This window comes from Pseudoalteromonas sp. JC28 (assembly GCF_013319255.1).
Classification (GTDB): Bacteria; Pseudomonadota; Gammaproteobacteria; order Enterobacterales; family Alteromonadaceae; genus Pseudoalteromonas.
On the sequence record NZ_QOKX01000008.1, the window covers coordinates 281,922 to 305,280 of the forward strand.

Annotated in this window: 26 protein-coding genes and 1 tRNA gene; 22 read left to right on the plus strand and 5 right to left on the minus strand. The window is 43.6% G+C overall.

Annotation, left to right across the window (positions count from 1 at the left end; translation table 11 throughout):
- Positions 1-41: 41 nt before the first annotated feature.
- Both DS891_RS19050 and DS891_RS19055 read left to right on the plus strand, forming a co-directional pair.
- Positions 42-809, plus strand: coding sequence for a class II aldolase/adducin family protein (locus tag DS891_RS19050; RefSeq protein ID WP_010607214.1), 768 nt, complete (start codon positions 42-44; stop codon positions 807-809).
- A gap of 8 nt (positions 810-817) precedes the next feature.
- Complete coding sequence (locus tag DS891_RS19055) at positions 818-1,993, plus strand: mandelate racemase/muconate lactonizing enzyme family protein (protein ID WP_088531804.1); 1,176 nt, start codon at positions 818-820, stop codon at positions 1,991-1,993.
- Positions 1,994-2,077: 84 nt separating this feature from the next.
- Here DS891_RS19055 and DS891_RS19060 read toward each other — a convergent pair whose 3' ends face one another.
- On the minus strand, positions 2,078-3,625 hold the full coding sequence (locus DS891_RS19060) for a S41 family peptidase (RefSeq protein ID WP_010607216.1): 1,548 nt from the start codon (positions 3,623-3,625) through the stop codon (positions 2,078-2,080).
- A gap of 240 nt (positions 3,626-3,865) precedes the next feature.
- Positions 3,866-4,669 carry an inositol-1-monophosphatase gene (suhB, locus tag DS891_RS19065; RefSeq protein WP_010607217.1) on the minus strand — a complete coding sequence of 268 codons (804 nt, stop codon included), beginning with the start codon at positions 4,667-4,669 and terminating at the stop codon, positions 3,866-3,868.
- Positions 4,670-4,884: 215 nt separating this feature from the next.
- Here suhB and trmJ point away from each other — a divergent pair, with 215 nt between their 5' ends.
- From trmJ to DS891_RS19145, 16 genes are all read left to right on the plus strand, one after another.
- The gene (trmJ, locus tag DS891_RS19070) at positions 4,885-5,613 is read left to right on the plus strand and encodes a tRNA (cytosine(32)/uridine(32)-2'-O)-methyltransferase TrmJ (RefSeq protein ID WP_010607218.1); all 729 of its coding nucleotides are present in this window, start codon (positions 4,885-4,887) and stop codon (positions 5,611-5,613) included.
- 290 nt (positions 5,614-5,903) lie between these two features.
- Positions 5,904-6,395, plus strand: a complete 492-nt coding sequence (gene iscR / locus DS891_RS19075) for a Fe-S cluster assembly transcriptional regulator IscR (RefSeq protein ID WP_010378960.1) — start codon at positions 5,904-5,906, stop codon at positions 6,393-6,395.
- A gap of 23 nt (positions 6,396-6,418) precedes the next feature.
- The gene (locus DS891_RS19080) at positions 6,419-7,633 is read left to right on the plus strand and encodes an IscS subfamily cysteine desulfurase (RefSeq protein ID WP_010378962.1); all 1,215 of its coding nucleotides are present in this window, start codon (positions 6,419-6,421) and stop codon (positions 7,631-7,633) included.
- Positions 7,634-7,693: 60 nt separating this feature from the next.
- Positions 7,694-8,077 (plus strand): Fe-S cluster assembly scaffold IscU, encoded by a 384-nt coding sequence (gene iscU / locus DS891_RS19085; RefSeq protein WP_010607219.1) that lies wholly within the window; start codon positions 7,694-7,696, stop codon positions 8,075-8,077.
- Between the two features lie 9 nt (positions 8,078-8,086).
- The gene (gene iscA, locus DS891_RS19090) at positions 8,087-8,410 is read left to right on the plus strand and encodes an iron-sulfur cluster assembly protein IscA (RefSeq protein WP_010378967.1); all 324 of its coding nucleotides are present in this window, start codon (positions 8,087-8,089) and stop codon (positions 8,408-8,410) included.
- Between the two features lie 60 nt (positions 8,411-8,470).
- A complete protein-coding gene (gene hscB / locus DS891_RS19095) occupies positions 8,471-8,995 on the plus strand; it encodes a co-chaperone HscB (RefSeq protein ID WP_010607220.1) in 525 nt (174 codons plus the stop codon).
- Positions 8,996-9,036: 41 nt separating this feature from the next.
- Positions 9,037-10,899, plus strand: coding sequence for a Fe-S protein assembly chaperone HscA (hscA, locus tag DS891_RS19100; RefSeq protein ID WP_010378972.1), 1,863 nt, complete (start codon positions 9,037-9,039; stop codon positions 10,897-10,899).
- Between the two features lies 1 nt (position 10,900).
- Positions 10,901-11,239, plus strand: coding sequence for an ISC system 2Fe-2S type ferredoxin (gene fdx, locus DS891_RS19105; RefSeq protein ID WP_010607222.1), 339 nt, complete (start codon positions 10,901-10,903; stop codon positions 11,237-11,239).
- Between the two features lie 88 nt (positions 11,240-11,327).
- Positions 11,328-12,761 carry an NAD-dependent succinate-semialdehyde dehydrogenase gene (locus DS891_RS19110; RefSeq protein WP_174170623.1) on the plus strand — a complete coding sequence of 478 codons (1,434 nt, stop codon included), beginning with the start codon at positions 11,328-11,330 and terminating at the stop codon, positions 12,759-12,761.
- Positions 12,762-12,860: 99 nt separating this feature from the next.
- A complete protein-coding gene (locus tag DS891_RS19115) occupies positions 12,861-13,742 on the plus strand; it encodes an NTP transferase domain-containing protein (protein ID WP_174170624.1) in 882 nt (293 codons plus the stop codon).
- Between the two features lie 46 nt (positions 13,743-13,788).
- Positions 13,789-14,862, plus strand: coding sequence for a phosphotransferase enzyme family protein (locus DS891_RS19120; protein WP_174170637.1), 1,074 nt, complete (start codon positions 13,789-13,791; stop codon positions 14,860-14,862).
- Between the two features lie 141 nt (positions 14,863-15,003).
- Positions 15,004-16,380: a Gfo/Idh/MocA family protein gene (locus DS891_RS19125; RefSeq protein ID WP_174170625.1), complete on the plus strand. Its 1,377-nt coding sequence runs from the start codon at positions 15,004-15,006 to the stop codon at positions 16,378-16,380.
- An 80-nt stretch (positions 16,381-16,460) separates the two neighbouring features.
- A complete protein-coding gene (locus tag DS891_RS19130) occupies positions 16,461-16,961 on the plus strand; it encodes a nuclear transport factor 2 family protein (RefSeq protein ID WP_227386846.1) in 501 nt (166 codons plus the stop codon).
- 29 nt (positions 16,962-16,990) lie between these two features.
- Positions 16,991-17,257, plus strand: a complete 267-nt coding sequence (locus DS891_RS19135; RefSeq protein ID WP_174170626.1) for a YkoF family thiamine/hydroxymethylpyrimidine-binding protein — start codon at positions 16,991-16,993, stop codon at positions 17,255-17,257.
- On the plus strand, positions 17,257-17,877 hold the full coding sequence (pnuC, locus tag DS891_RS19140) for a nicotinamide riboside transporter PnuC (RefSeq protein WP_039493061.1): 621 nt from the start codon (positions 17,257-17,259) through the stop codon (positions 17,875-17,877). Before DS891_RS19135 ends, pnuC begins: the two co-directional genes overlap by 1 nt.
- Positions 17,840-18,652: a phosphotransferase gene (locus DS891_RS19145; RefSeq protein WP_227386847.1), complete on the plus strand. Its 813-nt coding sequence runs from the start codon at positions 17,840-17,842 to the stop codon at positions 18,650-18,652. Before pnuC ends, DS891_RS19145 begins: the two co-directional genes overlap by 38 nt.
- A 66-nt stretch (positions 18,653-18,718) precedes the next feature.
- Here DS891_RS19145 and DS891_RS19150 read toward each other — a convergent pair whose 3' ends face one another.
- The gene (locus tag DS891_RS19150) at positions 18,719-18,901 is read right to left on the minus strand and encodes a helix-turn-helix domain-containing protein (RefSeq protein WP_010607231.1); all 183 of its coding nucleotides are present in this window, start codon (positions 18,899-18,901) and stop codon (positions 18,719-18,721) included.
- 197 nt (positions 18,902-19,098) lie between these two features.
- On the opposite strand from DS891_RS19150, the gene DS891_RS19155 reads away from it, so the two are divergent.
- Positions 19,099-19,173, plus strand: a tRNA-Arg gene (locus DS891_RS19155).
- Between the two features lie 14 nt (positions 19,174-19,187).
- Here the strand turns inward: DS891_RS19155 and DS891_RS19160 are convergent.
- Positions 19,188-20,153, minus strand: a complete 966-nt coding sequence (locus DS891_RS19160; protein WP_010607232.1) for a zinc transporter ZntB — start codon at positions 20,151-20,153, stop codon at positions 19,188-19,190.
- 277 nt (positions 20,154-20,430) lie between these two features.
- Here DS891_RS19160 and DS891_RS19165 point away from each other — a divergent pair, with 277 nt between their 5' ends.
- From DS891_RS19165 to DS891_RS19175, 3 genes are read left to right on the plus strand one after another with little or no spacing between them, the layout of a single operon-like run.
- Entirely contained in the window at positions 20,431-20,865 is a 435-nt protein-coding gene (locus DS891_RS19165; RefSeq protein ID WP_088531788.1) for an ATP-dependent zinc protease, read from the plus strand.
- Entirely contained in the window at positions 20,862-21,767 is a 906-nt protein-coding gene (gene rimK, locus DS891_RS19170) for a 30S ribosomal protein S6--L-glutamate ligase (protein ID WP_010378991.1), read from the plus strand. Before DS891_RS19165 ends, rimK begins: the two co-directional genes overlap by 4 nt.
- Entirely contained in the window at positions 21,754-22,782 is a 1,029-nt protein-coding gene (locus DS891_RS19175) for a succinylglutamate desuccinylase/aspartoacylase family protein (RefSeq protein ID WP_010378992.1), read from the plus strand. The genes rimK and DS891_RS19175 overlap by 14 nt, the downstream gene beginning before the upstream one ends.
- Here the strand turns inward: DS891_RS19175 and DS891_RS19180 are convergent.
- Positions 22,772-23,335, minus strand: coding sequence for a mechanosensitive ion channel domain-containing protein (locus tag DS891_RS19180; protein ID WP_010607234.1), 564 nt, complete (start codon positions 23,333-23,335; stop codon positions 22,772-22,774). The genes DS891_RS19175 and DS891_RS19180 overlap by 11 nt on opposite strands.
- Positions 23,336-23,359: the final 24 nt, after the last annotated feature.

Sequence of the window (23,359 nt, forward strand, 5' to 3'; positions counted from 1 at the left end):
GACTTCTATACATCCAAATGTGGAGTCAATAAGGGATCCCCATGTTCGAATTACCTCAGTTAAATTTAAAAGACAAAGTAAGCGCAGAAGAATGGCAGCTGCGTGTTGACCTTGCCGCTTGCTATCGACTGGTTGAGCACTTTCGTTGGGGAGATCTAATTTATACGCATATGTCGGCGCGTTTGCCGGGTACGGATCATTATTTAGTAAACGCCTTTGGCCTGACCTTTGATGAAGTCACCGCTTCTAATTTGGTGAAGGTCGATCTTGAAGGGAATATTCTTGATGATACACCATTTAAGATTAATCCAGCGGGCTTTACCATTCACAGTGCAATCCATGAGGTGCGAGAAGATGCGCATTGCGTTATCCACCTCCATACCAAAGAGACGATCGCAGTCGCAAGTGTAGAATGTGGTTTATTGCCTTTGAGTCAGCATAGTATGTTCTCCTTACCATCACTGTCGTATCACGGCTATGAAGGCTTAGCAGTGAATATGGATGAAAAAAAGCGCTTGCAAGATGACTTAGGTACAACCAATCATATGCTGCTGGTGAACCATGGTGGTTTAACTGTTGGACCAACGGTAGGCGATGCCTTTATGCGTTTTTATGATTTACAGCGTGCATGCGAGATTCAAGTTGCGATTCAAGCAACGGGACAACAAGCCGTACCTGTACCACAACCCATTATTGATAACATATATAACCAAGCGAATGTCGTGCATAGCGGTAGCACCGGTGGTCAATTAGCATGGCCCGCAATGCTTCGTAAAGCTTACCGCCTAGACCCAAGCTTTGCTCAATAGGAGTCAACATGAAAGTTAATCGCGTCGAAGTTTTCGATATTCATTGTCCAGATAGACCTGCTTGGACACCCGTTTTTGTTCGTATTCACACCGATGAAGGCATTTCAGGGGTTGGTGAAGCTGGGCTTGCATACGATCTCGGCCACAGCGCTGCGGCCAGTATGATCAAAGAAATGGCTGAAGCTTTTTTAATTGGTCATGACCCGTTTCAAACCGAGCTGCTTTGGTCGCGTATGCTCAGAGAAAGCTTTTGGGGTTTAGGTGGCGGACCTGTGGTATATGCGGCAATGTCAGCAATAGATACCGCGCTTTGGGATATTAAAGGTAAAGCCTTAAACCTACCTGTTTATCAGTTGCTTGGTGGTAAAGTGAACCCTGAGCTTCGCACCTATGCCTCACAATTACAGTTTGACTGGGATAGCGAGTTTAAAGCACTAGTTCAACCACACGAATATGCTGAAGCGGCTCACAAAGCCATTGCTGAAGGGTACGATGCGGTTAAAGTTGACCCAATTCAGTACGATAAAGATGGTAACACCTATTACGATAGAACTAAGCTTATCTCGCGCGCGGAAATGAAATTATACCGTGCAAGAATGAAAGCAATACGTGAAGCGGTAGGTGATGAAGTGGACATTATTTTTGAGTGCCACAGCTTACCAGGCGCGACATCAGCCATTCAAATTGCAGACATCGCTGAAGAATTTGATTGTATGTATTATGAAGAGCCAGTGAATTATCTTAACCACTCTTTACATGCAAAGGTAGCCAACAAGACCTCTGTACCAATCGCTGGTGGTGAGCGTTTGTATAATCGCTGGGGTGTTCGCCCTTATTTTGAAGATCAAAGTATTGATGTACTGCAGCCAGATATTGGCCTATGTGGTGGCTTTACGGAAACTAAGAAGGTATGTGATTACGCCGATATCTTTGATATCCGTATTCAGGCGCATGTCTGTGGCGGCCCGGTAGCAACCGCAGCTTCATTACACTTGGAAACCGCGATCCCAAACTTCCTGATCCATGAGCACCATACTTACGCAATCAAAAAGTGGAACAGAGAGCTATGCTTGCAAGACCCACAGCCTAAGAATGGTATCTTTACAGTGTCAGAAGAACCGGGGCTTGGTATTGAGCTAAACGATGAAATCGTGATGCGCTCAGCCCGTGTTGAAATTAAGTAGGTATCTGACGCTCTTAAAGCAGTGAAGCCGCTATCTTGGATATAGCAGCTTCACTGTATTTCGTGTTCTAGCTAATCGGATGCTTTAATCACGCAAGGCATTTACCAAGTTATCTAATTCCAAATTAACATAGTTTAGTTTGCTTACAGGCAATAAGTTGTCAAGTACGCTAGCATTTCCTTCCAACATTTCTCCGTCAAAGCTCACTGTTTTAGAAATAGGGAGTTGATAAGTCAGTAACAAAGTTCCATTATCACCTGCAGGGTGCTCACCTTCCCCAGTGATAATAGTAATTATCTTCCCTGTTTTAGTGATAAATAAGTAACCAGTTAATCTGGCATAGGCGCCATCTGTAGCCGGCAATTGTCCAAAGGTTTTCGCATTTGCATACTGGCGTGTTCGCCAAATAAAATCATCACAAGAGCTAACGCATCCAGCATTGACTACGAGTTTTAAGGACTCGTATTTAATAGGCGTGGAAGACGAGTCAATCATGCGAATGTCGCACTGGGAAGAGCCACGGCAAAAGTCAGGCCGAGGAGGCAGAAAGTCATTGCGACTGGTGATGTCAGCGACAATATTTTGATACCAACGTTCGGCTCTTTTACTTTGGTAAAACGCACTATCCCGGATTTCTTTATTCTCCAAAAGTGGTGTATTTCGATACTGGATCAAATTGTCTCTGAACCCATTTCGGGTCAAAGCGGCGATCCAAGGCGTATTTTCTGAACCACCTTTATTATTCTGGATATCTACAATTAGGGGCTTAGCTTGTGAGCGATGTGTAATTTGCTTTATTTCGTTAATATCGAAGCACATACCTGGTTCTTTAGCTTCGTCACAGTAGATATCATCGCTGTGAGAACCCCATTTACCAAAGTAGAATATCTTAAGCACAAAGGCACCGTCGCTTTCATATAGGCATGACTGACTGCCTTTGTAGAGTAAATTTAAGCCAAGCGGTAAATACATTTCTGAACATTTAGAAGAAGCTTGCTGCTTGCTTTTTTGTTGCCCCTGTTTTACAAAAACATCTGAACTGTTATCTGTGTAACTAACGACGAGTTTGTCTAGGCCACCAGAGAAGAAGTAGCCCGATTTCATGTAGCTGGAGAACAGCCGCAGGCAACCTGATTTATGTACATCATTACAATAAAAGTTGAAAAACTCTTCAAACAAATCTTCTATGCTACGCTCGTTTATAAGTCTGATTGACTTTTGGTTTCTTGTAGAGAAAAAGCTAATTTGAGGCCATGTATAGCCTATTTCGAGCTTCGGCCACTTAGGGAAGTTCGTGACTTGTTGGCGTGCCTTTTCATCAACTATCAAATAGGAGTGACGATTTAAAATTCCATAATGTAGGTTGTCTAGGGCACGGTATAAGGTATCCCAATTATTTGAGTTTATGATACGTTTACTTGCTATGGTTTTGTAGGTTTTCCAGTCTATACGTCTCGTTTTATTGCGCAGTGTTATTGTTATGGCATCGATGCTTTCTATTCCAGAAAATAGCTGTGTGGTAATCTCTGTTCGTTGTTTTTTATCAGGAAAGGGTAGCGCATTATTAATTGTTGGTTGCGAAAGTGCGATTGGGGCGAATACTGTAAATACAAAAACAATGAGTTTTACCATCACTTTTCCTTGCTTAAATGGGGAAACTCTAGCATATGGTGCTTATGTACTGCTGGCAACAGCATTTAGCGATTTGGATATAAGAAGAAAAGAGCCATTTTTGTGGTAGTGACAGGCTGGCTCGTCGTAAGTTTTACGAAAGGAGGTGGAAACAAAAAGAGCCACCATAATGAAATAGTAGCTCTTTCTTAATTTACTAGCCTAAGGTAATACTTGGCTCTTTTGTCTAAGCCAGAGTTATTATTTTAACAATGACTCAGTTAATACTGGGCGAATTTCTTTTACAATCGCTTGGCAAAGCTTAGGCGCGCCACAGATGATGTTGCCGCTACGGTTAAAGTTAGCACCGCCTGCAAAATCAGTGACCATACCGCCTGCTTCTTTTACTAACAGCTCACCGGCTGCTGTATCCCAAGGCTTAAGGCCAATTTCAAAGAAGCCATCCATACGACCTGCAGCAACATATGCCATGTCTAAAGCTGCAGAGCCCGCACGGCGGATATCAGCTGTATGAATGAATAATGCTTTGAACGCTTCTAGGTAAGCATCCATGTGGTGCTTTTGCTTGAAAGGGAAACCTGTTGCAAGCACAGTGCCTTGTAATTCAATAGACTTAGATACACGAATACGTTTGTTGTTTAGCTGTGCGCCTTGGCCACGAGAAGCAGTAAATAATTCATCGCGAATTGGATCGTATACAACAGCTTGCTCTACGCGACCTTTAACTCTTAGCGCGATAGAAACAGCATAATGAGGGATACCTTTAACGAAGTTAGTTGTACCGTCTAGAGGATCGATAACCCAAAGGTAGTCTGCATCTTTGCCTTCGTGATGACCAAATTCTTCACCAACAATAGCGTGATCAGGGTAAGATTTTAAAATTGTGTCACGAACGATTGATTCCGCATCTTTATCGATGTTAGTTACTAAATCATTTGTGCCTTTTTGAGTAGCTTCAACGCGCGATAAATCTTCACTTGCACGTAGGATAATCTTACCTGCGTTACGCGCAGCGCGTACCGCAATGTTCAACATTGGATGCATAGCATTACCTTTAGGTTGTAAAAGAACAGGATCATTTTGAGCCGGCGTATTCTAGCGGTTTTTTCTCTAAAGTAAATAACCAATTGTGAATTTCTCTGGTTGTTTTTTGTACTTCGTTGCTACATAAAGATTTTTAATTTCTGGTTGTGGAGCTTGGAAAAACGCAAATTAGATATGCTACACTGCGCCATTATTTTTGTTTGAGACTCGTGTAAATGGCTTTAGAAGATATTCGAATTGTATTAGTGAACACCTCACACTCTGGCAATATTGGCTCTGTTGCGAGAGCGATGAAGACGATGGGGTTATCTAAGCTTTACTTAGTTGACCCTGCATGTGAAGTGGACAGCCATGCAAGTGCATTGGCGGCTGGCGCAACCGACGTGTTGGGTGCAGCGACTAAAGTCGATACACTTCAAGAGGCGATTGCTGATTGCGCTTTAACTATTGGCACGAGTGCGCGCTCACGCACTTTGTCGTGGCCAATGGTAGACCCGCGTGAGTGTGCACAAAAATTGGTTGCTGAATCGGTGAATGGCCCAGTTGCATTGGTATTTGGTCGAGAAAACAGTGGCTTGTCGAACGAAGAGCTGCAGTTATGCAACTATCACGTATGTATTCCGGCTAATCCTGAGTATAGCTCGCTTAATCTTGCGATGGCAGTGCAAACGTTGGCCTACGAAACGCGTATGACATACTTAGACACGCAACAAAAGCAGCCAGAAGAAGTGGATGAAACGATTTACCCATCATCAAAGCAGATGGAGTTATTCTACGAGCATCTTGAAAATACCCTGAATGACACTGGCTTTATCATCAAACAGCATCCGGGCATGGTAATGACCAAGCTAAAGCGTTTGTTCAACCGTGCTAGACCGGAAGATCAAGAACTTAATATTCTACGTGGGATCCTAAGTTCGATAGATAAATCTACTAACAAGTAAACCAGACAAGATGCAGTATTGGCCAACTCAGCGCGCCAATACTGTTATATTTCTATTGTCTAAATATTAACCATTCCTTTTGTGAAATCTTGCATAAATCTTCATCACTAATACTTGACTAAAATACTCAGGTAATTACAATATCCATAATACCTGATTAAATTACTCAGGTATTTCGGGTAGGCATACGAGGGTTACAGATTTAAAGCCGTTATTATGCTTGGTTAATACTTGACTATCTTAGTCAAGTAATTAAAATTTGCAGCTTGGTAAATTAGCGGGGGTTATGCATGAAACTGACATCAAAAGGCAGATACGCCGTGACAGCAATGTTAGATGTTGCGTTACACGCAAGTATTGGCCCTGTTCCACTAGCCGATATCTCTGAACGACAAGAGATTTCGCTATCTTACCTTGAACAATTATTTGCCCGTCTACGTAAACATGGCTTAGTTAGCTCTGTACGTGGTCCAGGCGGCGGCTACTTATTGGGCCGTGATGCACACACAATTTCCGTTGGTGATGTGATTAATGCTGTTGACGAGTCCGTTGACGCAACACGTTGTCACGGCGAAGGCGGCGGTTGCCAAAGCGGTATGCGCTGTCTGACTCATTCATTGTGGTCTGATTTAAGTGTGCGAATTGAAGAATTTTTAAACAGTATTTCCCTAGCCGAGTTAGTCGCCGACGCGGATGTTCAATCCGTAGCAACGCGGCAAGATAAGCACGTTAAACGTGTTATCGAGCAATTAGACAATATTCAAGTGAGCTGTCAACTCTAGGTTGACGTCAAGCGGAGAGATAAATGAAATTACCGATATATCTAGATTATGCAGCAACCGCTCCGGTTGATCAGCGTGTTGCAGACGAGATGATGCAGTGCCTGACAATGGATGGTAACTTTGGTAATCCAGCTTCTCGTTCACACCGTTTCGGTTGGCAAGCAGAAGAACTGGTTGATCAGGCGCGTAATGATATCGCTGATTTAATCAACGCTGATCCGCGTGAAATCGTTTTCACATCTGGTGCAACTGAGTCAAACAACCTTGCAATCAAAGGTGCTGCACAGTTCTATAAAAAGAAAGGTAAGCACATCATCACCGTTCGTACTGAACATAAAGCAGTACTAGACACCTGCCGTGAGCTTGAGCGTCAAGGCTTTGAAGTGACGTATATGGATGTTGAAGACAACGGCTTACTTGACTTGAAAAAGCTTGAAGCAACCATGCGCGAAGACACTGTTTTAGTGAGCGTAATGCACGTTAATAACGAGCTAGGTGTTATTCAAGATATCGCGACTATCGGTGAGATGTGTCGTGAGCGCAAGATCATGTTCCATGTTGATGCGGCACAAAGCGCTGGCAAGGTACTAATCGACCTACAAACATTGAAAGTAGACTTTATGTCATTTTCTGGCCACAAAGTTTATGGCCCTAAAGGTATCGGTGCGTTGTACGTACGCCGTAAACCACGTGCGCGTTTAGAAGCACAAATGCACGGTGGTGGTCATGAGCGCGGTATGCGTTCAGGTACTCTTGCTACTCACCAAATCGTGGGTATGGGCACAGCATTTAGAATTGCTAAGCAAGACTTTGAAAAAGACCATGCACACATCAGTGCGCTTCGTCAGCGTCTATTGGACGGCCTAATGGATATGGACGAAGTTTATTTTAATGGTGCTATCGACCAATCAGTACCTGGCATTGTAAACATTAGCTTCAACTTTGTTGAAGGTGAAAGTCTACTAATGGCAGTTAAAGACATTGCGGTTTCTTCAGGTTCTGCATGTACATCGGCGAGCTTAGAGCCATCTTATGTACTGCGTGCTCTAGGTCGTAATGACGAATTAGCACACAGCTCTATCCGCTTCAGTATTGGTCGTTTTACGACAGAAGAAGAGATCGATTACACCGTCAATCTTCTTAAGAATTCTATTGGTCGCTTACGTGAGATGTCACCACTTTGGGAAATGCACCAAGATGGCATCGACTTAGATAGCGTTGAATGGGCACACCATTAAGCAAGTTTTAGCCGCTGGCTGGATACTATCCAGCCGCAAGCAGGTAGTGAGGAAATAGTTATGGCTTACAGTGATAAAGTTATCGACCACGTTGAGAATCCACGTAACGTAGGTTCTTTAGACAAGAACGATCCAAGCGTAGCAACGGGCATGGTGGGGGCACCTGCATGTGGCGACGTAATGAAACTACAAATTAAAGTGTCAAAAGAAGGCATCATCGAAGATGCGAAATTCAAGACATATGGTTGTGGCAGCGCGATTGCATCATCATCCCTTGTGACTGAGTGGGTGAAAGGTAAATCGTTAGAAGAAGCTTCTACTATCAAAAACACTGATATCAGTGCTGAGCTTGAGTTGCCACCAGTGAAAATCCACTGCTCAATTTTGGCAGAAGATGCGATTCAAGCTGCGATTGCAGATTATAAGAGTAAACAAGCGAAGTAAGAGACTATTATGGCAGTGACGTTAACAGATGCAGCCGCTAATCGCGTATTAGCCTTTTTGAGTAACCGTGGAAAAGGCATAGGGCTGCGCGTTGGTATTAAAACCACGGGCTGTTCAGGTCTTGCTTATGTTCTCGAATTTGTCGACGATTTAGATGAAGGCGATGAAGTATTTGAAGACAAAGATGTCAAAATCATCGTTGATGCAAAAAGCTTAGTTTATATCGACGGCACAGAGCTTGATTACACAAAAGAAGGTCTGAATGAAGGGTTTAAATTCAATAACCCAAATCAGAAAGACGAATGTGGCTGTGGCGAAAGCTTCACCGTATAGTTTGCAACAGTGAATAGCTTAAAGCCCTGCCTTGGTGGGGCTTTGCTGTATTAGGTGCGTATGCGTTATTTTGAATTATTTGATTTACCTGTTGATTATCACGTTGATTTAAACAAACTAAATCAAGGTTATTTAGAGCTACAGCGTGCAGTTCACCCAGATAGATTTGCTGGTAAAAGTGAGCGTGAGAAGTTGCTCGCGGTACAGAAAACCGCAGAGATCAATGACGCGCTAGCGGTGCTCAAACACCCAGTTAAACGCGCCGAGTATATGCTAAGCGAAAAGGGTGTAGACATACGTGCAGAGCAACAAACGTTGCAAGATCCGATGTTTTTAATGCAACAGATGGAGCTGCGCGAAGCATTAGAAGAATTACCTGATGCGGCGGATCCTGACAGCGCGATTACAGAGTTCGAAACACAGATTAAAGCGTTAGATACAAAGTTTAGCGCTTCCCTTGCCGAGCAGCTTCAAAGCGATGACATGAGCACATTAGAAGCCGCAGCAGACAATATTCGTAAGCTAAAGTTTGTCTACAAGTTACGCGACGAATTAGCACGTATCGAAGATGAATTATTCGATTGATGATGTGTAGCATCAACAAACGTTAAAGTGAAAAGAGCATTATGGCATTATTGCAAATTGCTGAGCCGGGGCAGAGCGCGGCACCTCATGAGCATAAATTAGCGATTGGTATTGACTTAGGTACCACGAACTCTCTTGTGGCAACAGTACAAAGTGGCGAAACGAAGACTCTTAGCGATTTAATGGGTAAACCTATGCTGCCGTCGGTAGTAAGGTACACCGACTCAGAGGTTATTGTTGGTGAACAAGCCCAAGCTGCTTCTGCTGAAGACCCGACTAATACGCTTATTTCTGTAAAACGTTTTTTAGGTAAAACGCAATCTGAAATAGAACAAAGCTATGGTCAGTTGCCTTATAATTTTGTCGATAATAACGGTTCGCTTGCTATTGAAACCGTAGCTGGCGCTGTAAGCCCAGTGCAAGCCTCCGCTGAAATTTTAAAAACATTACACCAACGTGCTATTGATAGCTTTGCTGGTGAGGATGTAATGGGCGCGGTGATCACTGTACCTGCATATTTTGATGATGCACAAAGGCAAAGTACAAAAGACGCAGCCGAGCTTGCTGGTCTAAAAGTATTAAGACTTCTCAATGAGCCGACTGCAGCTGCAGTAGCTTACGGCCTAGACTCTGGTCAAGAAGGCGTGATCGCGGTTTATGACCTTGGTGGTGGTACGTTTGATATTTCTATCTTACGCTTAAACCAAGGAGTGTTTGAGGTATTATCAACCGGTGGTGATTCAAGCCTCGGTGGTGATGACTTTGATTCATTGTTGGTCGATTTCTTTAAACAGCAAACGCAGCTATTTGATTTAAACCCAAAAGAGCTACGCTTGTTTATCAATAAGGCAAGAGCCTGTAAAGAAGCGCTTTCAAGCTATGAAACGGTAAACGTAGAGCTACCAGTTCGCGAGCAAAAGTTGGTTGTTACGATCACGCGTCAAGCATTTGCTGAAATGGCAATGCCTTTAGTTAAAAAGACTTTACGCTCTTGTCGCCGCGCGTTAAAAGACGCCGGTGTCACAGCAGAAGAAGTCTTGCAGGTTGTGATGGTCGGTGGTTCGACTCGTATGCCAGTGGTGCGTGAAGAAGTCGGGAGTTTCTTTGCCAAAGAGCCGCTAACATCAATCGATCCAGACCGTGTGGTGGCATTAGGTGCTGCTATCCAAGCTGATATTTTAGTGGGTAACAAGCCTGACTCTGATATGTTACTGCTTGATGTATTGCCATTGTCTTTAGGCCTAGAAACTATGGGTGGATTGGTTGAAAAAATCATTCCGCGCAATACCACTATTCCTGTTGCACGTGCACAAGAGTTTACCACTTTTAAAGATGGTCAAACCGCTATGTCATTGCATGTATTGCAAGGTGAGCGTGAACTCGTTGATGATTGTCGTAGCTTAGCTAAATTTAGTCTAAAAGGCATTCCACCAATGGCGGCAGGCGCTGCGCATATTCGAGTCACTTTTAGAGTTGACGCTGATGGTCTATTGAGTGTTTCGGCTGAAGAAAAGTCGACAGGCGTGCAGGCTGAGATCCAGGTAAAACCGTCGTTTGGTTTGAGCGATGACCAAGTAGCACAAATGCTAAAAGATTCGATGAGCAATGCCAAAGAAGACATGAGCGCTCGTATGCTTAAAGAGCAGCAGGTTGAAGCACTGCGTGTATTAGAAGCGTTAGAGGCATCGCTTGCAACGGATGGTCATTTGTTGGCAGAAGATGAGCTCAATACACTGCGCGGTGCAATGACTGAACTTGCACAAATTCGCGAAAGTGCAGACAATCCAGAGCAGATTAAAAAGGCGATCGAAGAAGTCGATCAGGCGAGTAGTGATTTTGCTTCACGCCGTATGGATGAATCAATTAAAAAGGCACTGCAAGGGCAGTCGGTAGACGAGGTGTAATATGCCACAAATTATCTTTTTACCCCATGAAGAGTTATGTCCGGAAGGTGCTGCAATCGAAGCGAAAACGGGTGAAACTGTACTCGATGTGGCTTTGAAAAACGGAATTAGTATTCCACATGCCTGTGAAAAATCATGTGCATGTACTACGTGCCATATCGTTGTTCGTGAAGGTTTTGACTCGCTGGAAGAAAGCGATGAGTTAGAAGATGACATGCTAGATAAAGCATGGGGTCTCGAAGCTGAGTCTCGTTTGGGTTGCCAAGCGATAATTAGTGATGAAGACTTAGTGGTTGAAATTCCAAAGTACAATCTCAATATCGTTAATGAAGACCATTAAGTGCTGCTAACAACCTAGGTTGTTACTGACAAATTTAATAAAGCCGTAGTCTTATACTACGGCTTTTTGCTTTTCTAGGAGGAACGCTATGTCACTCATCAGTAACCCCGAATTTTCACTTATCTATGGCCAAGCACATCATAGTAAAACGCATGTCGATGTGGTTAATCCTGCAACTGGAGAGCACCTTGCTCAGGTTTCGGAGGCGGATAATCAGGCTGCCGATAAAGCGCTGCAAGCAGCGGCTGAAACCTTCGAAAAACTCGCTAGCACGACAGCACATGCCCGTAGTCAAGTACTTAGAAAATGGTACGAATTGGTAATAGAGCATCGCCAGGCCTTGGCTGAAATCGTCACTAAGGAACAAGGCAAACCGCTTAAGGAGGCACTTGCCGAGGCGGATTATGCTGCAGGATTTATTGAATGGTATAGCGAAGAAGCCAAGCGCGCCTATGGTCAGGTTATTCCCAGTCATTCTCAATCACATGAGCTAACTACAATCAGGCAAGGGGTTGGTGTTGTACTTGGGATCACACCGTGGAATTTTCCACTGGCGATGATCACCAGAAAAGTAGCACCAGCTTATGCTGCAGGCTGTAGTTTTATTTTAAAGCCCTCTGAGAAAACTCCTCTTGCGGCCATCGCCCTTGCAAAGCTGGCTATTCAGGCTGGAATGGAAGTTGGCGCTTTTCAGGTGTTAGTGACTAACGACTCTAAAGGGTTAGTAGCACACCTTACTGAGTCACCACAAGTGCGAAAACTCACGTTTACGGGATCAACACAAGTGGGGAGTGCGTTGTTAAAGCAATGTGCCGACACAGTGAAAAGAACGTCAATGGAGCTTGGTGGTAATGCACCATTTATTGTTTTCGACAGCGCTGATGTTGAGCAAGCGGTAAGTGGTTTGATGGCAGCGAAGTTCAGAAATGCAGGACAAACTTGTGTGGCCGCAAATCGTGTGTTTGTCGCGAAAGGTATCTCGGCAGAACTACTCAATACACTCACTCAGCAGGTTAGCACGCTCACCTTGGGAAATGGTCTAGAGCAGGGTATTGATATTGGTCCACTCATTTCACTTGAAGCCAAACAAAAAGCACAGCAGCTGTTAGAAGATGCGTTAGCTAAAGGTGCGAGCATCGCTTATCAAGGTGATAAACAAAGCGGCCAATTTATGGCACCGGTAGTTATCACGGGTGTAAATAGCACCATGCGGATCTTCCATGAAGAAATTTTTGCACCGATTGTCAGCATTATTGATTTTGAGAGTGAAGATGAAGTGGTAAGAAAGGCAAACTCTGTGCCAGAAGGGCTTGCTGCTTATTTTTATTCGAATGATGGCAATCAAATAAGGCGAGTATGTCATGCGCTTGAGTATGGCATGGTTGGGATTAATGAAGGGATCATATCCAATCCAGTAGCGCCTTTTGGTGGTGTGAAGTTTTCAGGTCTTGGTCGAGAAGGAGCACAGGAAGGATTGCTTGAATACCAAGAAATAAAGTACTTATGCCAAAAGTTTAGCTAGTTCACACTAATTGCGAGGACGTCTTTCCTCGCAATTGCTTTTATTCTGCGCAAAAGCTCAGTACACTTACCCGCTTATTTGAGTTTTGATATTTTTTCAATGATAGGAATCGAACAACCCCCTAAGCTGATCATTTTGGCAGGTGGATTAGGAAGCCGCTTTGGTGGTAATAAGCAGGTTGCTGAGCTGCCAAGTATCGATAAAAGCATTATGGAATTGAGCATAATTGACGCGCATCATGCTGGTGTGCAAGATGTTATTTTGATCATCAATGACAAAGTGCGAAGCCTAATCGAAAATGTGATATTGCCACGATTGCCGAAGGCGCTGAACATTACTTTAGTGCAGCAGCGGCTTAGCGATATTCCGAATGAATTTATCGACTGTTTGGCAGGGCGAGAAAAACCATGGGGCACAGGACATGCGCTGCTGTGTGCAAAACCATACGTTGATAAGCCTGCGATAGTTATTACGGCGGATGATTATTACGGGCCAGATGCATTTGAGCAGCTTGTTGAACATTTTCAGCATCATAGCAATATGGCGATGGTCGCATACCCAATTATAAATACCTTATCAGATCAAGGTGGAGTAAACCGTGGCGTTTGTCAGGTACAAGCGCAACAACTACACTCGGTTGAAGAGGCATTGGATATTCGCTTTGAAAACGGTGAGTTGTCAGGTGATATTGCAGGTAAGCGGTGTAAGATAGCAAGCTCTGCACTTGCTTCGATGACCTGCTGGGGTGTGACGCCGTCACTTTTTGATTCATTAGAAGCCGGGTTTAATGCGTTTTTAAGGAATTATGACAACGGTGTCAAAAAAGAGTATTATCTGCCAGATTGTATCCAACACAGTATCAATAAGGGCCGACAAACCGTGTCGGTCTACCAAGCTAAATCACATTGGTACGGTATAACTTATAAGAGCGAACTAGACATTGTCGCGAGAAAGATTTATGAAGCACGTCAAGGAAGATAATCATCTCCACACAACTACATCCGACTTAACTCCTTTTGAGGTGAATATGGAGTATCAAGCCGTTGCGCAACAACTTGCTTATGAATACGGTCTCATTAGTGAAGAAGCTAAAATGAAGCCGATCGGTAGTGGCCATATCAACACGACTATGCTGTTGCAGGACAACCACAAAACCATGGTGGTACAAAAGCTAAATACCACGGTATTTCCAAACCCTTTGCATCTTGTTGAAAATGCGCGAGCGATTGAACAGCACTTAACAGCAAAAGCCTTAAATGGTGAATATAGTCTCGCTATCATAAAGCATCTAGCGACGAGTTCAGGCCAATATTTAGTCGATATTAATGATGAAGTTTGGCGTGCGCTTGCATTTATTGGCCGCAGTTATAGCGAAGACGTAGTGGCAAACGAACAACAAGCATTAACGGCTGCAAACGCCTTTGGGCAGTTTGCACATGCGCTAAATGATTTTGATGCGGCGCAGTTACATCATGTCATTCCAAATTTTCATAACTTGGCGATGCGTATTGATGCATTTAACCAAGTGCTAGCGAAAGATGAGCATGGTCGAGCGGACAAGTGCAGTGATGTTATCGCTGCTTTTCAGCAGCAATTTGCGCTTGCAGAAGAGCTGCAGCAGGCACAAAAACAAGTGCCACTTAGAGCTTGCCACAACGATACCAAAATCAACAACATGCTGTTTTCAACACAGAGTGATGCAGCGCGAGCCGTTATTGACTTAGATACTTGTATGCCAGGTAACTGGTTATTTGATTTTGGCGATATGGTGCGTACCTTCTGTTCGCCAGAAGCTGAAGACTCAACGAACTTGAGTAATGTGCAGGTAAGAGAAAATATCTTTGCTGCGCTGGCGCAAGGGTATATTGAACCGTTACAAGACAGTGTGACTGAAGCAGAAAAAGACAGCTTTATTCTTGGCGCCAAAGTGATGCCATTCATGATAGGTCTGAGATTTTTAACAGATCACTTAGATGGAGATAATTATTTTGCAACCCACAGAGCCAATCATAATCTCGACCGTGCGAAGAACCAGTTTGCGTTGTATTCCAGTGTGCTAGAAAAAGAGGATTGTCTGAATAATATTATCAGGGCAATTTAACAGTTTAATATATTTTAAGAAAAAGCGCTTCAAGCGCTTTTTTTGCGGCTTTATCGCAATGTTTTGAACCTAAGATTGGGATAGGTTAGCTTGATAGCGAGCAGTATTAGTGCTGTTAAGAAGTATCGTTTAGGAGTAAGAATGAAAAATATAAACCGCCGCGACTTTTTAAAAGCCGCAGGAGCGGCAGCGGCTGCGAGTGTAGTAGCTGGGTGCGCAAGTTCTAATCAAAATAACAGCGTTGTACCTAAGCAACAAGGCCGCTCTGTCATTGGGCTCGTAGCACCAAAAATGGACGTGGTTCGGGTAGGTTTTATTGGGGTTGGCCAACGTGGCTATGGTCATGTAAAGCGCATGAGTCACATCGATGGTGCACGTATTGTCGCGATTTGTGATACCCATGATGAAGTGCTTGAAAAATCGGCTGACTATCTTGTGCGCGAGCGAGGTTTGCCGAAACCTGCGCTGTATCGTGGTGGTGACTTAGCTTATCAAGAAATGCTAAATCGGGACGATATTGACATCGTTATCATTTCAACGCCTTGGAAATGGCACGCGCCGATGGCAATTGATACCATGAATAGTGGTAAGCACGCGTTTGTTGAAGTGCCTTTAGCGTTGACCGTGGAAGAAATGTGGCAGATAGTCGACACCGCAGAGCGCACGCAAAAGAACTGTATGATGATGGAAAATGTCAATTACGGTCGCGATGAGTTGATGGTACTGAATATGGTTCGCCAAGGTGTATTCGGTGAGTTATTGCATGGTGAAGCTGCATATATTCATGAGCTACGTTGGCAAATGAAGGAAATTGAGCACAAGACCGGCTCATGGCGTACACACTGGCATACTAAGCGAGATGGTAACCTATATCCAACTCATGGTTTAGGTCCAGTATCTCAGTACATGAATATTAACCGCGGTGACCGTTTTGATTACTTAACTTCTATGAGTTCTCCCGCCCTAGGTCGTGCAGCCTATGCAAAACGCGAATTTCCGGCAGATCATGAACGCAATCAACTACATTATATTGCGGGTGATATGAATACCACGATGATTAAGACCATCAAAGGACGCAGTATCATGGTACAACATGATACGACCACGCCTAGGCCTTATTCTCGTCACAATCTAATTCAAGGAACTAATGGGGTCTTTGCTGGTTTCCCTAATCGTATCGCGTTAGAGCAAGGTGGTACTAAGAGCTTCCATGAATGGGATTACGAAATGGATCCTTGGTATGAACAATACGACCATCCGCTTTGGACTAAAATGGGTGAAGAAGCGCAGCGCAATGGTGGTCATGGTGGTATGGACTTTTTAATGTTCTGGCGCATGATCTATTGCCTGCGTAATGGTGAGGCGCTAGATCAAGACGTATACGACGGTGCCGCTTGGTCGGTAATTTCTCCATTATCGGCTCAATCAGTCGCTAATCGCAGTGAATCATTGAGTATTCCAGACTTTACCCGTGGAGCGTGGAAAACCGCTAAGCCATTGGGTATAGTGACAGTATAAAAATACACATTTTATCATCGTCGAATTAAGCGCTACAGGCGCTTTTTTTATACTCGATTAATACGGCTTTTGGAGTGGCTATGATGCGCTATCGGTTCTTGCTATTCTTTATATTAATACTGAGTGGTTGTAGTAACTCGATTAATATCAGTAAGAAAAATACATTCATCAGCCATGCCGATGCTTACTTTAATACCTATGCTCAGCGGCAGAACTTTACCCAGTTTATCGAGTTCTATGCAGAAGATGCCGTGCTGGAAGATATGGTTTTTGGCCATAAGGCACAAGGTAAAGATCAAATTACGGCTTTTTTAAATTGGTCTGCTGGGAATTTTGCTGTGCTGGATGAACAACCCGTCTTAGTGGTAGAAGATAAGATAGTCGATACCACGGCTAGAACTGTGGTTGCTAGAGGCGTTTTTAATCGCTTTAATTATGCGTCACGCGAGTTAGGGCCTTGGCGATTTCTGATAGTGCTAAAGTTTGACGAAAAAGGTAAAATTATCTATCAGCAAGACTGGATTAACTATACCCCAAAATCGGATTTTACCGGTGGGGAAAATCTAAACCAGCAATATTAATAATCGGCTGCCATTTGTAAGGAGCGCCCATGCAAGTTTCTGTTGAAATAAGCAAGTACCCACTGCACCAAGACTATATCCCTTTTATTAAAGATTTTATTGATAGGCTGAATGAGCATGAAGGGATCAAGGTGATCACAAACACGATGTCAACTCAGGTCTTTGGTGAATTTGATTTAGTGACTTCAGTATTGAATCAAGAAATGAAACACTCATTTGAAGCTTACGGAAAATGTATTTTTGTTTGTAAGTTTATCTCAGGCGATTTATCTCCAGCTGATAGTGCCTGCGATTAATGGACTGGTTTACTGAAACCTTTGCAGGGTTCACAGCGATGTCGAGTTGGGAGTATATCGCTGTGGTGCTGGCTGTAGCTTATTTACTGCTGGCAATTCGAGAGAATATTTGGTGTTGGCCAGTGGCCTTTATTAATACCTTCATCTATACCGTGCTGTACTGGAACGGAGCACTAGTGATGGAATCACTGCTGCACTTTTACTATATGGTCATGGCCGTTGTTGGCTGGTGGATGTGGCGTCAGGGTGACAAAAACAAGCCCAGTGATATTGTTTCTTGGTCGTTATCAAAACATCTTTCAATCATTGTTATCACTTCAGTGGTTTCCGTTGTGCTCGGGTATTTCACCAAGCATTATATGGCAGCAGATCTCGCCTATTTAGATAGCTTTACCACGTGCTTTGCGGTGGTGACGACCTATTTAGTGGCTAAGAAAATTCTTGAAAACTGGTTATATTGGGTCGTGATTGATGCAGCCTCCATCTACCTTTATTACCTTAAAGGTTTCTATCCTACGCTGGTACTATTTATTTTCTACACCTTGATGGCGTGTTGGGGCTACAAGCGTTGGTACGAAGAATATGAAGCTAAGCAAGGAAAGACGCTTGCAGCACTCTGAGCTTGAAAAATTAAAAGTAAAGGTGGATACCGTATTCAAGGTTTCAGCTGAGCGATTAGAAAAGCTAACTAAGGGTGTGAGTAACAATAATTACCTGATGGTGAGTAAGGGCGAAAGCTACCTATTAAAATGCTATAGCCATGGTATTCCTACTGAGGCATTAAAGGCACAGAATGAGTTAGCACAGCAAGGCATTACTTCTAAAGTACTGCAGTACGACCTACGCACTCGTATGGCACTGTTCACCTTTATGCCAGAAGTGTGTGCTGAGCCAAAGTTAAATACTGCGTTGTTAGCACAAGTTATTCAGGTGCATAGCTTAGAGCTTGAAGTATACGAGGTGCTGGACTTAGTCGGTTATGTTCAGGCTATTGATGAGAAACTGCGTCACTTAGTTGACATCGAATGGCTTATCGAAAGCTTAGCTTCTTTACCCGTGGATCAAGCGTTTTGCCATAATGACTTAGTCATGAGCAATATTATTCAAAGCCCAGAGGGGATTCGGTTAATCGACTTTGAGTATGCTTGTCATAGTGACATATTTTTTGATTTAGCAGCGCTGGTGTGTAGTTTTAGCTGTGGTGTTGAAGCAGCACTTACGGTGGTTGAGTCTTATTTTTCTCTAAAGCGGCAAGCCATGCCTTCATACGCTCAAGCTAAACTGACGGTATTTTGCCAAATTTATTTGATTGTTAGTATTCAATGGTACGAGCAGCGCGGCGTAATGATAGAAGCCGAAAAGCTTAGGCAGTTACTGAAGCAGTGGATATTGTAGCTACAAGCTGAGCCAGTAGTATGTGATATTCCTTGATCACATTACTGGCCATCACTATTGGGTAGTTTAAATCCCACCCAGTCGCTGTGCTAGCTCTTTGTATTTTTCAACATCGGCTTTGTCAAAGATAGGTTCGCCATTGGCATCTGTGTCTTTGGCGACTAGCAAGTTTTCTCGTGCGAGGCGTCTTACGCGCTCAACCTTTACGTCAAGAAACTCTGCAACTTGCTCTGTTGTCATCGGTGTCATATTTGGGATCCTCAATGATGTATCGCGATATTTCTGAACGGGCAGCAATATCAGTCTATTTTATTATTTTCAAAGCATAGTTGAATAACTGGTTTTTTGCCCAAAGTACAGCTTTTTTTAAAAAATAGGTTACTAATTAGTCATATAGCAAACATTGTCTGGCAATTGTCTGCACTTAGCATTATTATGTTGGCGACGCTCTCGTGGTGAAATGGATATCACGTAGCCCTCCGGAGGCTGAGTTCTAGGTTCGATCCCTAGCGAGAGCGCCAATGATTACTCCTACTTACAACCAGCCTTTGCGTTTAAAGTACACGCCAATACCGCCAGTTAGTACCACCAACATAATAACAAAAAAGGCAAATGCGCCACCCCATTCAGTGCCAGGAATACCGCCAATATTCACCCCTAACAAGCCTGTTAAAAATCCAAGTGGTAAGAATAACGCTGCAACGACGGACATCACGTACATTCTTTGGTTTAACTGTTCATTTTGATGGTTGGTGATCGCATTTTGGATCACTTGTGCACGTTCAATCGCAGCCTCTAATTCTTCGATATATCGACTTAAGGCATTGCTCGCCTCTTCAATCATGTGTCGATGATCTTCATCTAGCCAAGCAATCTTTGCCAATAGCAGTTCGCTAATAGCAAGCTTTTGTGGCTTAAGATAGCGTTTTAAACCAATGGTTTGCCTTCTTAATGTTGAAAGTTGCTGATAGTTTGGCAGCTGCTCACTGCTTTCCATCGCGTCTTCAAATTCATCAAGCTGTTCTTCTATTTGCCAGATGATGTCTTGCATTCGCACAGAAAGTCGCATCACCAATGTAGACAGTAACTCACCGATACTTTTTGCGCCTTGACCCTTTTTAAGCGATGCCAACATATCTTGGGCAGACATAATATGGCGCTTACGACAGGTGATAAGTAGTTTATCGTTTGCAAAACAGCGAATAGAAACCATGTCTTCAGGGCTTTGCTTGGGATTAAGGTTCACGCCACGCAAGAACACTAGCAAACCTTCATCGCCATTAGCCGTTCTCGGACGAGTTTCATCTGCGGTTAGCGCTTCTCTTTCCCAGTCATCCAAAAACGTTTGTTGCTTCAGCCATTCGGTCGTTTCGTCGAAGCTGTAGTCAAAATGGAGCCAAAGTGGCTCCTTGTGAATTACGGATTTTACTTCACTCAGATCGCAAAGTAGCCTACCGCCACCTTGACCGTCGAGCACAAACGCATGGAGTAATCCAGTCATAGCTAATTCCTATTAAAAAGTTCGTCCCAAGACTGACATAGATAATTTAATTTTCAAATTCATTTAAAAATCTTGGCGATGAAATAAATTGTTTGAATACTCTATTTTACTTTAGCTCAGTATAGGGCTTTACCTTGAAAAATGTGTAAGTGGTGTTACTGTAAGTTAAGGTGCTTGGCTTAACAGAGCGTTTTTATCTTTAGGATAAATTTATTTTGTTTTTCAAGTGACTTGAATCAGCGTATAAGTCCGAACTCATTTTGTACGAGAGCATAATATGATCACAGTTGGTTGGAGAGAGTGGCTTTCCTTACCCGATTTAGGTATCGAAAAAATCAAAGCGAAAGTAGATACTGGAGCAAGAACATCATGTCTGCACGCCTTTAAGGTTGAGCCTTTCAAAACAGAACAAGATGAACTTTGGGTAAGGTTTTGGATCCATCCCAAACAAGACAATACCGACTATGAAGTCTGTAGTGAAGCAAAAGTAGTAGATGAGCGCGTTGTTACCGATTCGGGCGGTCATAAAGAACTACGTTATGTAATAGAAACAAATTTAACTATCGGCAATCAGGCTTGGCCAATTGAAATCACGCTAAGCGATAGAGAAACAATGAAATTTAGAATGTTACTGGGTCGTACGGCGATGCGAGGCCGCATCCTTGTTGATCCAGAACAGTCATATTTAAGTAATAAAACGGATAAATCATGAAAATTGGCATTCTTTCAAGGAATCAATCTTTATATTCAACACGTCGTTTAATTGAGGCGGCAGAGCAGCGTGGGCATGAAGTTGAGGTTATTGACGCGCTACGTTGTTATATGAATATCAATAGTAGTGAGCCTGAAATTCACTTTAAGGGTCAGCAGTTGAGCGGCTTTGATGCGATTGTCCCGCGAATTGGTGCCTCTGTGACGTTTTATGGTTGTGCGGTACTCAGACAGTTTGAAATGATGGGGGTGTACCCATTGAATGAGTCTGTTGCAATCACTCGCTCAAGAGATAAGTTGCGTTCATTACAGCTACTGTCAAGAAAAGGCGTAGGCATGCCAATCACAGGCTTTGCCAGTAAGCCTGATGACGTTAAAGACTTACTGGAAATGGTTGGCGGCACACCGGTTGTGATCAAGTTACTAGAAGGCACACAAGGTATTGGTGTGGTGTTAGCTGAGACTCGTAAAGCGGCGGAAAGCGTTATCGAAGCATTTATGGGCTTAAAAGCCAATATTATGGTGCAAGAGTATATTAAAGAAGCTGGTGGTGCGGACATTCGCTGTTTCGTTATCGGCGACCGTGTCATTGCCGCGATGAAGCGTCAAGCGCAAGAGGGCGAATTCCGTTCAAATCTGCATCGTGGTGGTTCTGCGACATTGGTAAAAATCACTCCGGAAGAGCGCCGCACTGCAATTGCTGCAGCAAAAGCCATGGGCCTAAATGTTGCCGGTGTAGATTTATTGCGTTCAGAGCGAGGTCCTTTGGTGATGGAAGTGAACTCATCTCCGGGCCTTGAGGGCATTGAAAAGGCAACAGGTAAAGACATTGCTAGCTTGATCATCTCCTTTATCGAGAAGAATGCAGCGGCGAAAAGGACTGCTACACGTGGCAAAGGTTAAAATCAACCAACCCTTTACGTTATTAGATACACGAGTGGGTGTTGCTGAAAGGCAGACTGTCCAGTTGGAAGTGGCCAAGCTCTACACTCACACACCAATGACCATTCCGATTGAAGTCGTTAATGGCGCAGAGGCCGGGCCGGTACTTTTGGTCTGTGCCGCAATTCATGGAGATGAATTAAATGGCGTTGAGGTCGTGCGCCAGCTATTAAGTAAAGTCGATGCGGCAACGCTACGTGGCACCTTGATAGCGGTGCCTATCGTAAATATCTTTGGCTTTATTCATAAGTCTCGCTATTTACCTGATAGACGAGATCTAAACCGCTGTTTTCCAGGTTCTGAGCAAGGCTCGTTAGGGGCTCGAATGGCATCTATGTTTTTCGATTTGGTGGTAAAAAAGTGCACCCATATTATCGATTTACATACTGGCGCGATTCATCGCTCTAATTTACCGCAGATCCGTGGTGACTTGTCCTGCGAAATGACCAAAGAAATGGCCATGGCGTTTGGTACGCCGGTTGCGATAGATGCGCGACTGCGTAATGGTTCGCTACGAAGTGAAGCGGCGGGATTGGACATTCCTGTTATCACTTATGAAGCGGGAGAAGCGTTGCGGTTTGACTCATTGGCCATTGCAGCTGGATTGCAAGGGGTTGAAAATGTCATGCGCAAACTCAGAATGTTGCGTGGACGTCGCAGGAAGCAACGTCATGACGCAGTTATCGCGGCTGCAACAAGTTGGGTGCGTGCAGACGTTGATGGTATTGTTCGAGCACAAGTTAACTTGGGGGAACGCGTATCAAAAGGTCAAATCTTGGCTTATATAGACAGTCCATTAGGTCAAAGCGAAGAAGCGATTATCGCACCTCGTAGTGGGATAGTGATTGGCCAACAAATGCTACCTTTGGTGAATGAAGGAGATGCAGTTTTTCACTTAGCTTACTTTGCACATGCTAATAGTATTGTTGAGCAACAGCTAGAAACCTTTATTGACGATATAGGCCCTATTTCTTAGGGCCTAATGTTCTTCTTGGTGTTGTAACCTGTTTAGGTTTAGTCGGTTCTTGACTAAGCACCATAACGGGTCGAGTAACAAACAAGTTATTAGGATATACGACCTTATGGCCGTCAACATGGCGCAGCACTACACTCATCAACCCCATCTCTACAATACAGCCTTCAACAAAGTTTGCACCGTCAACAATTCTTACCCAATTCCCAACGCGATAATCGTTTTGAATAAACATAAGTAAAAATGAAGTCAGATTGGAAAGTAATGACCAACCGGCAAACATGGCAACACCAAGCATCGCAAATAACGATGAACCAAGCACCAGTAAACCACGAAGTTCTATGCCCCAGAATACAAGCATAAAGCAGACGAATACAAAGGCAACAAGTACACGAACGAGTAAGTCGGCACGTTGTTTACGATGAGAGTCTATTTTTCCGCGTGTTACTTTTTCTAAGAGTTTGCAACATGCCTTCATTAATAGTGGGAAGGATAATAGCGCCACCAAAGTTACAATTAGCTTGTATTGACTGAGTGCGAAATCTAACAAATGCAAAATCGTATCCTAAGAAATTTTTTC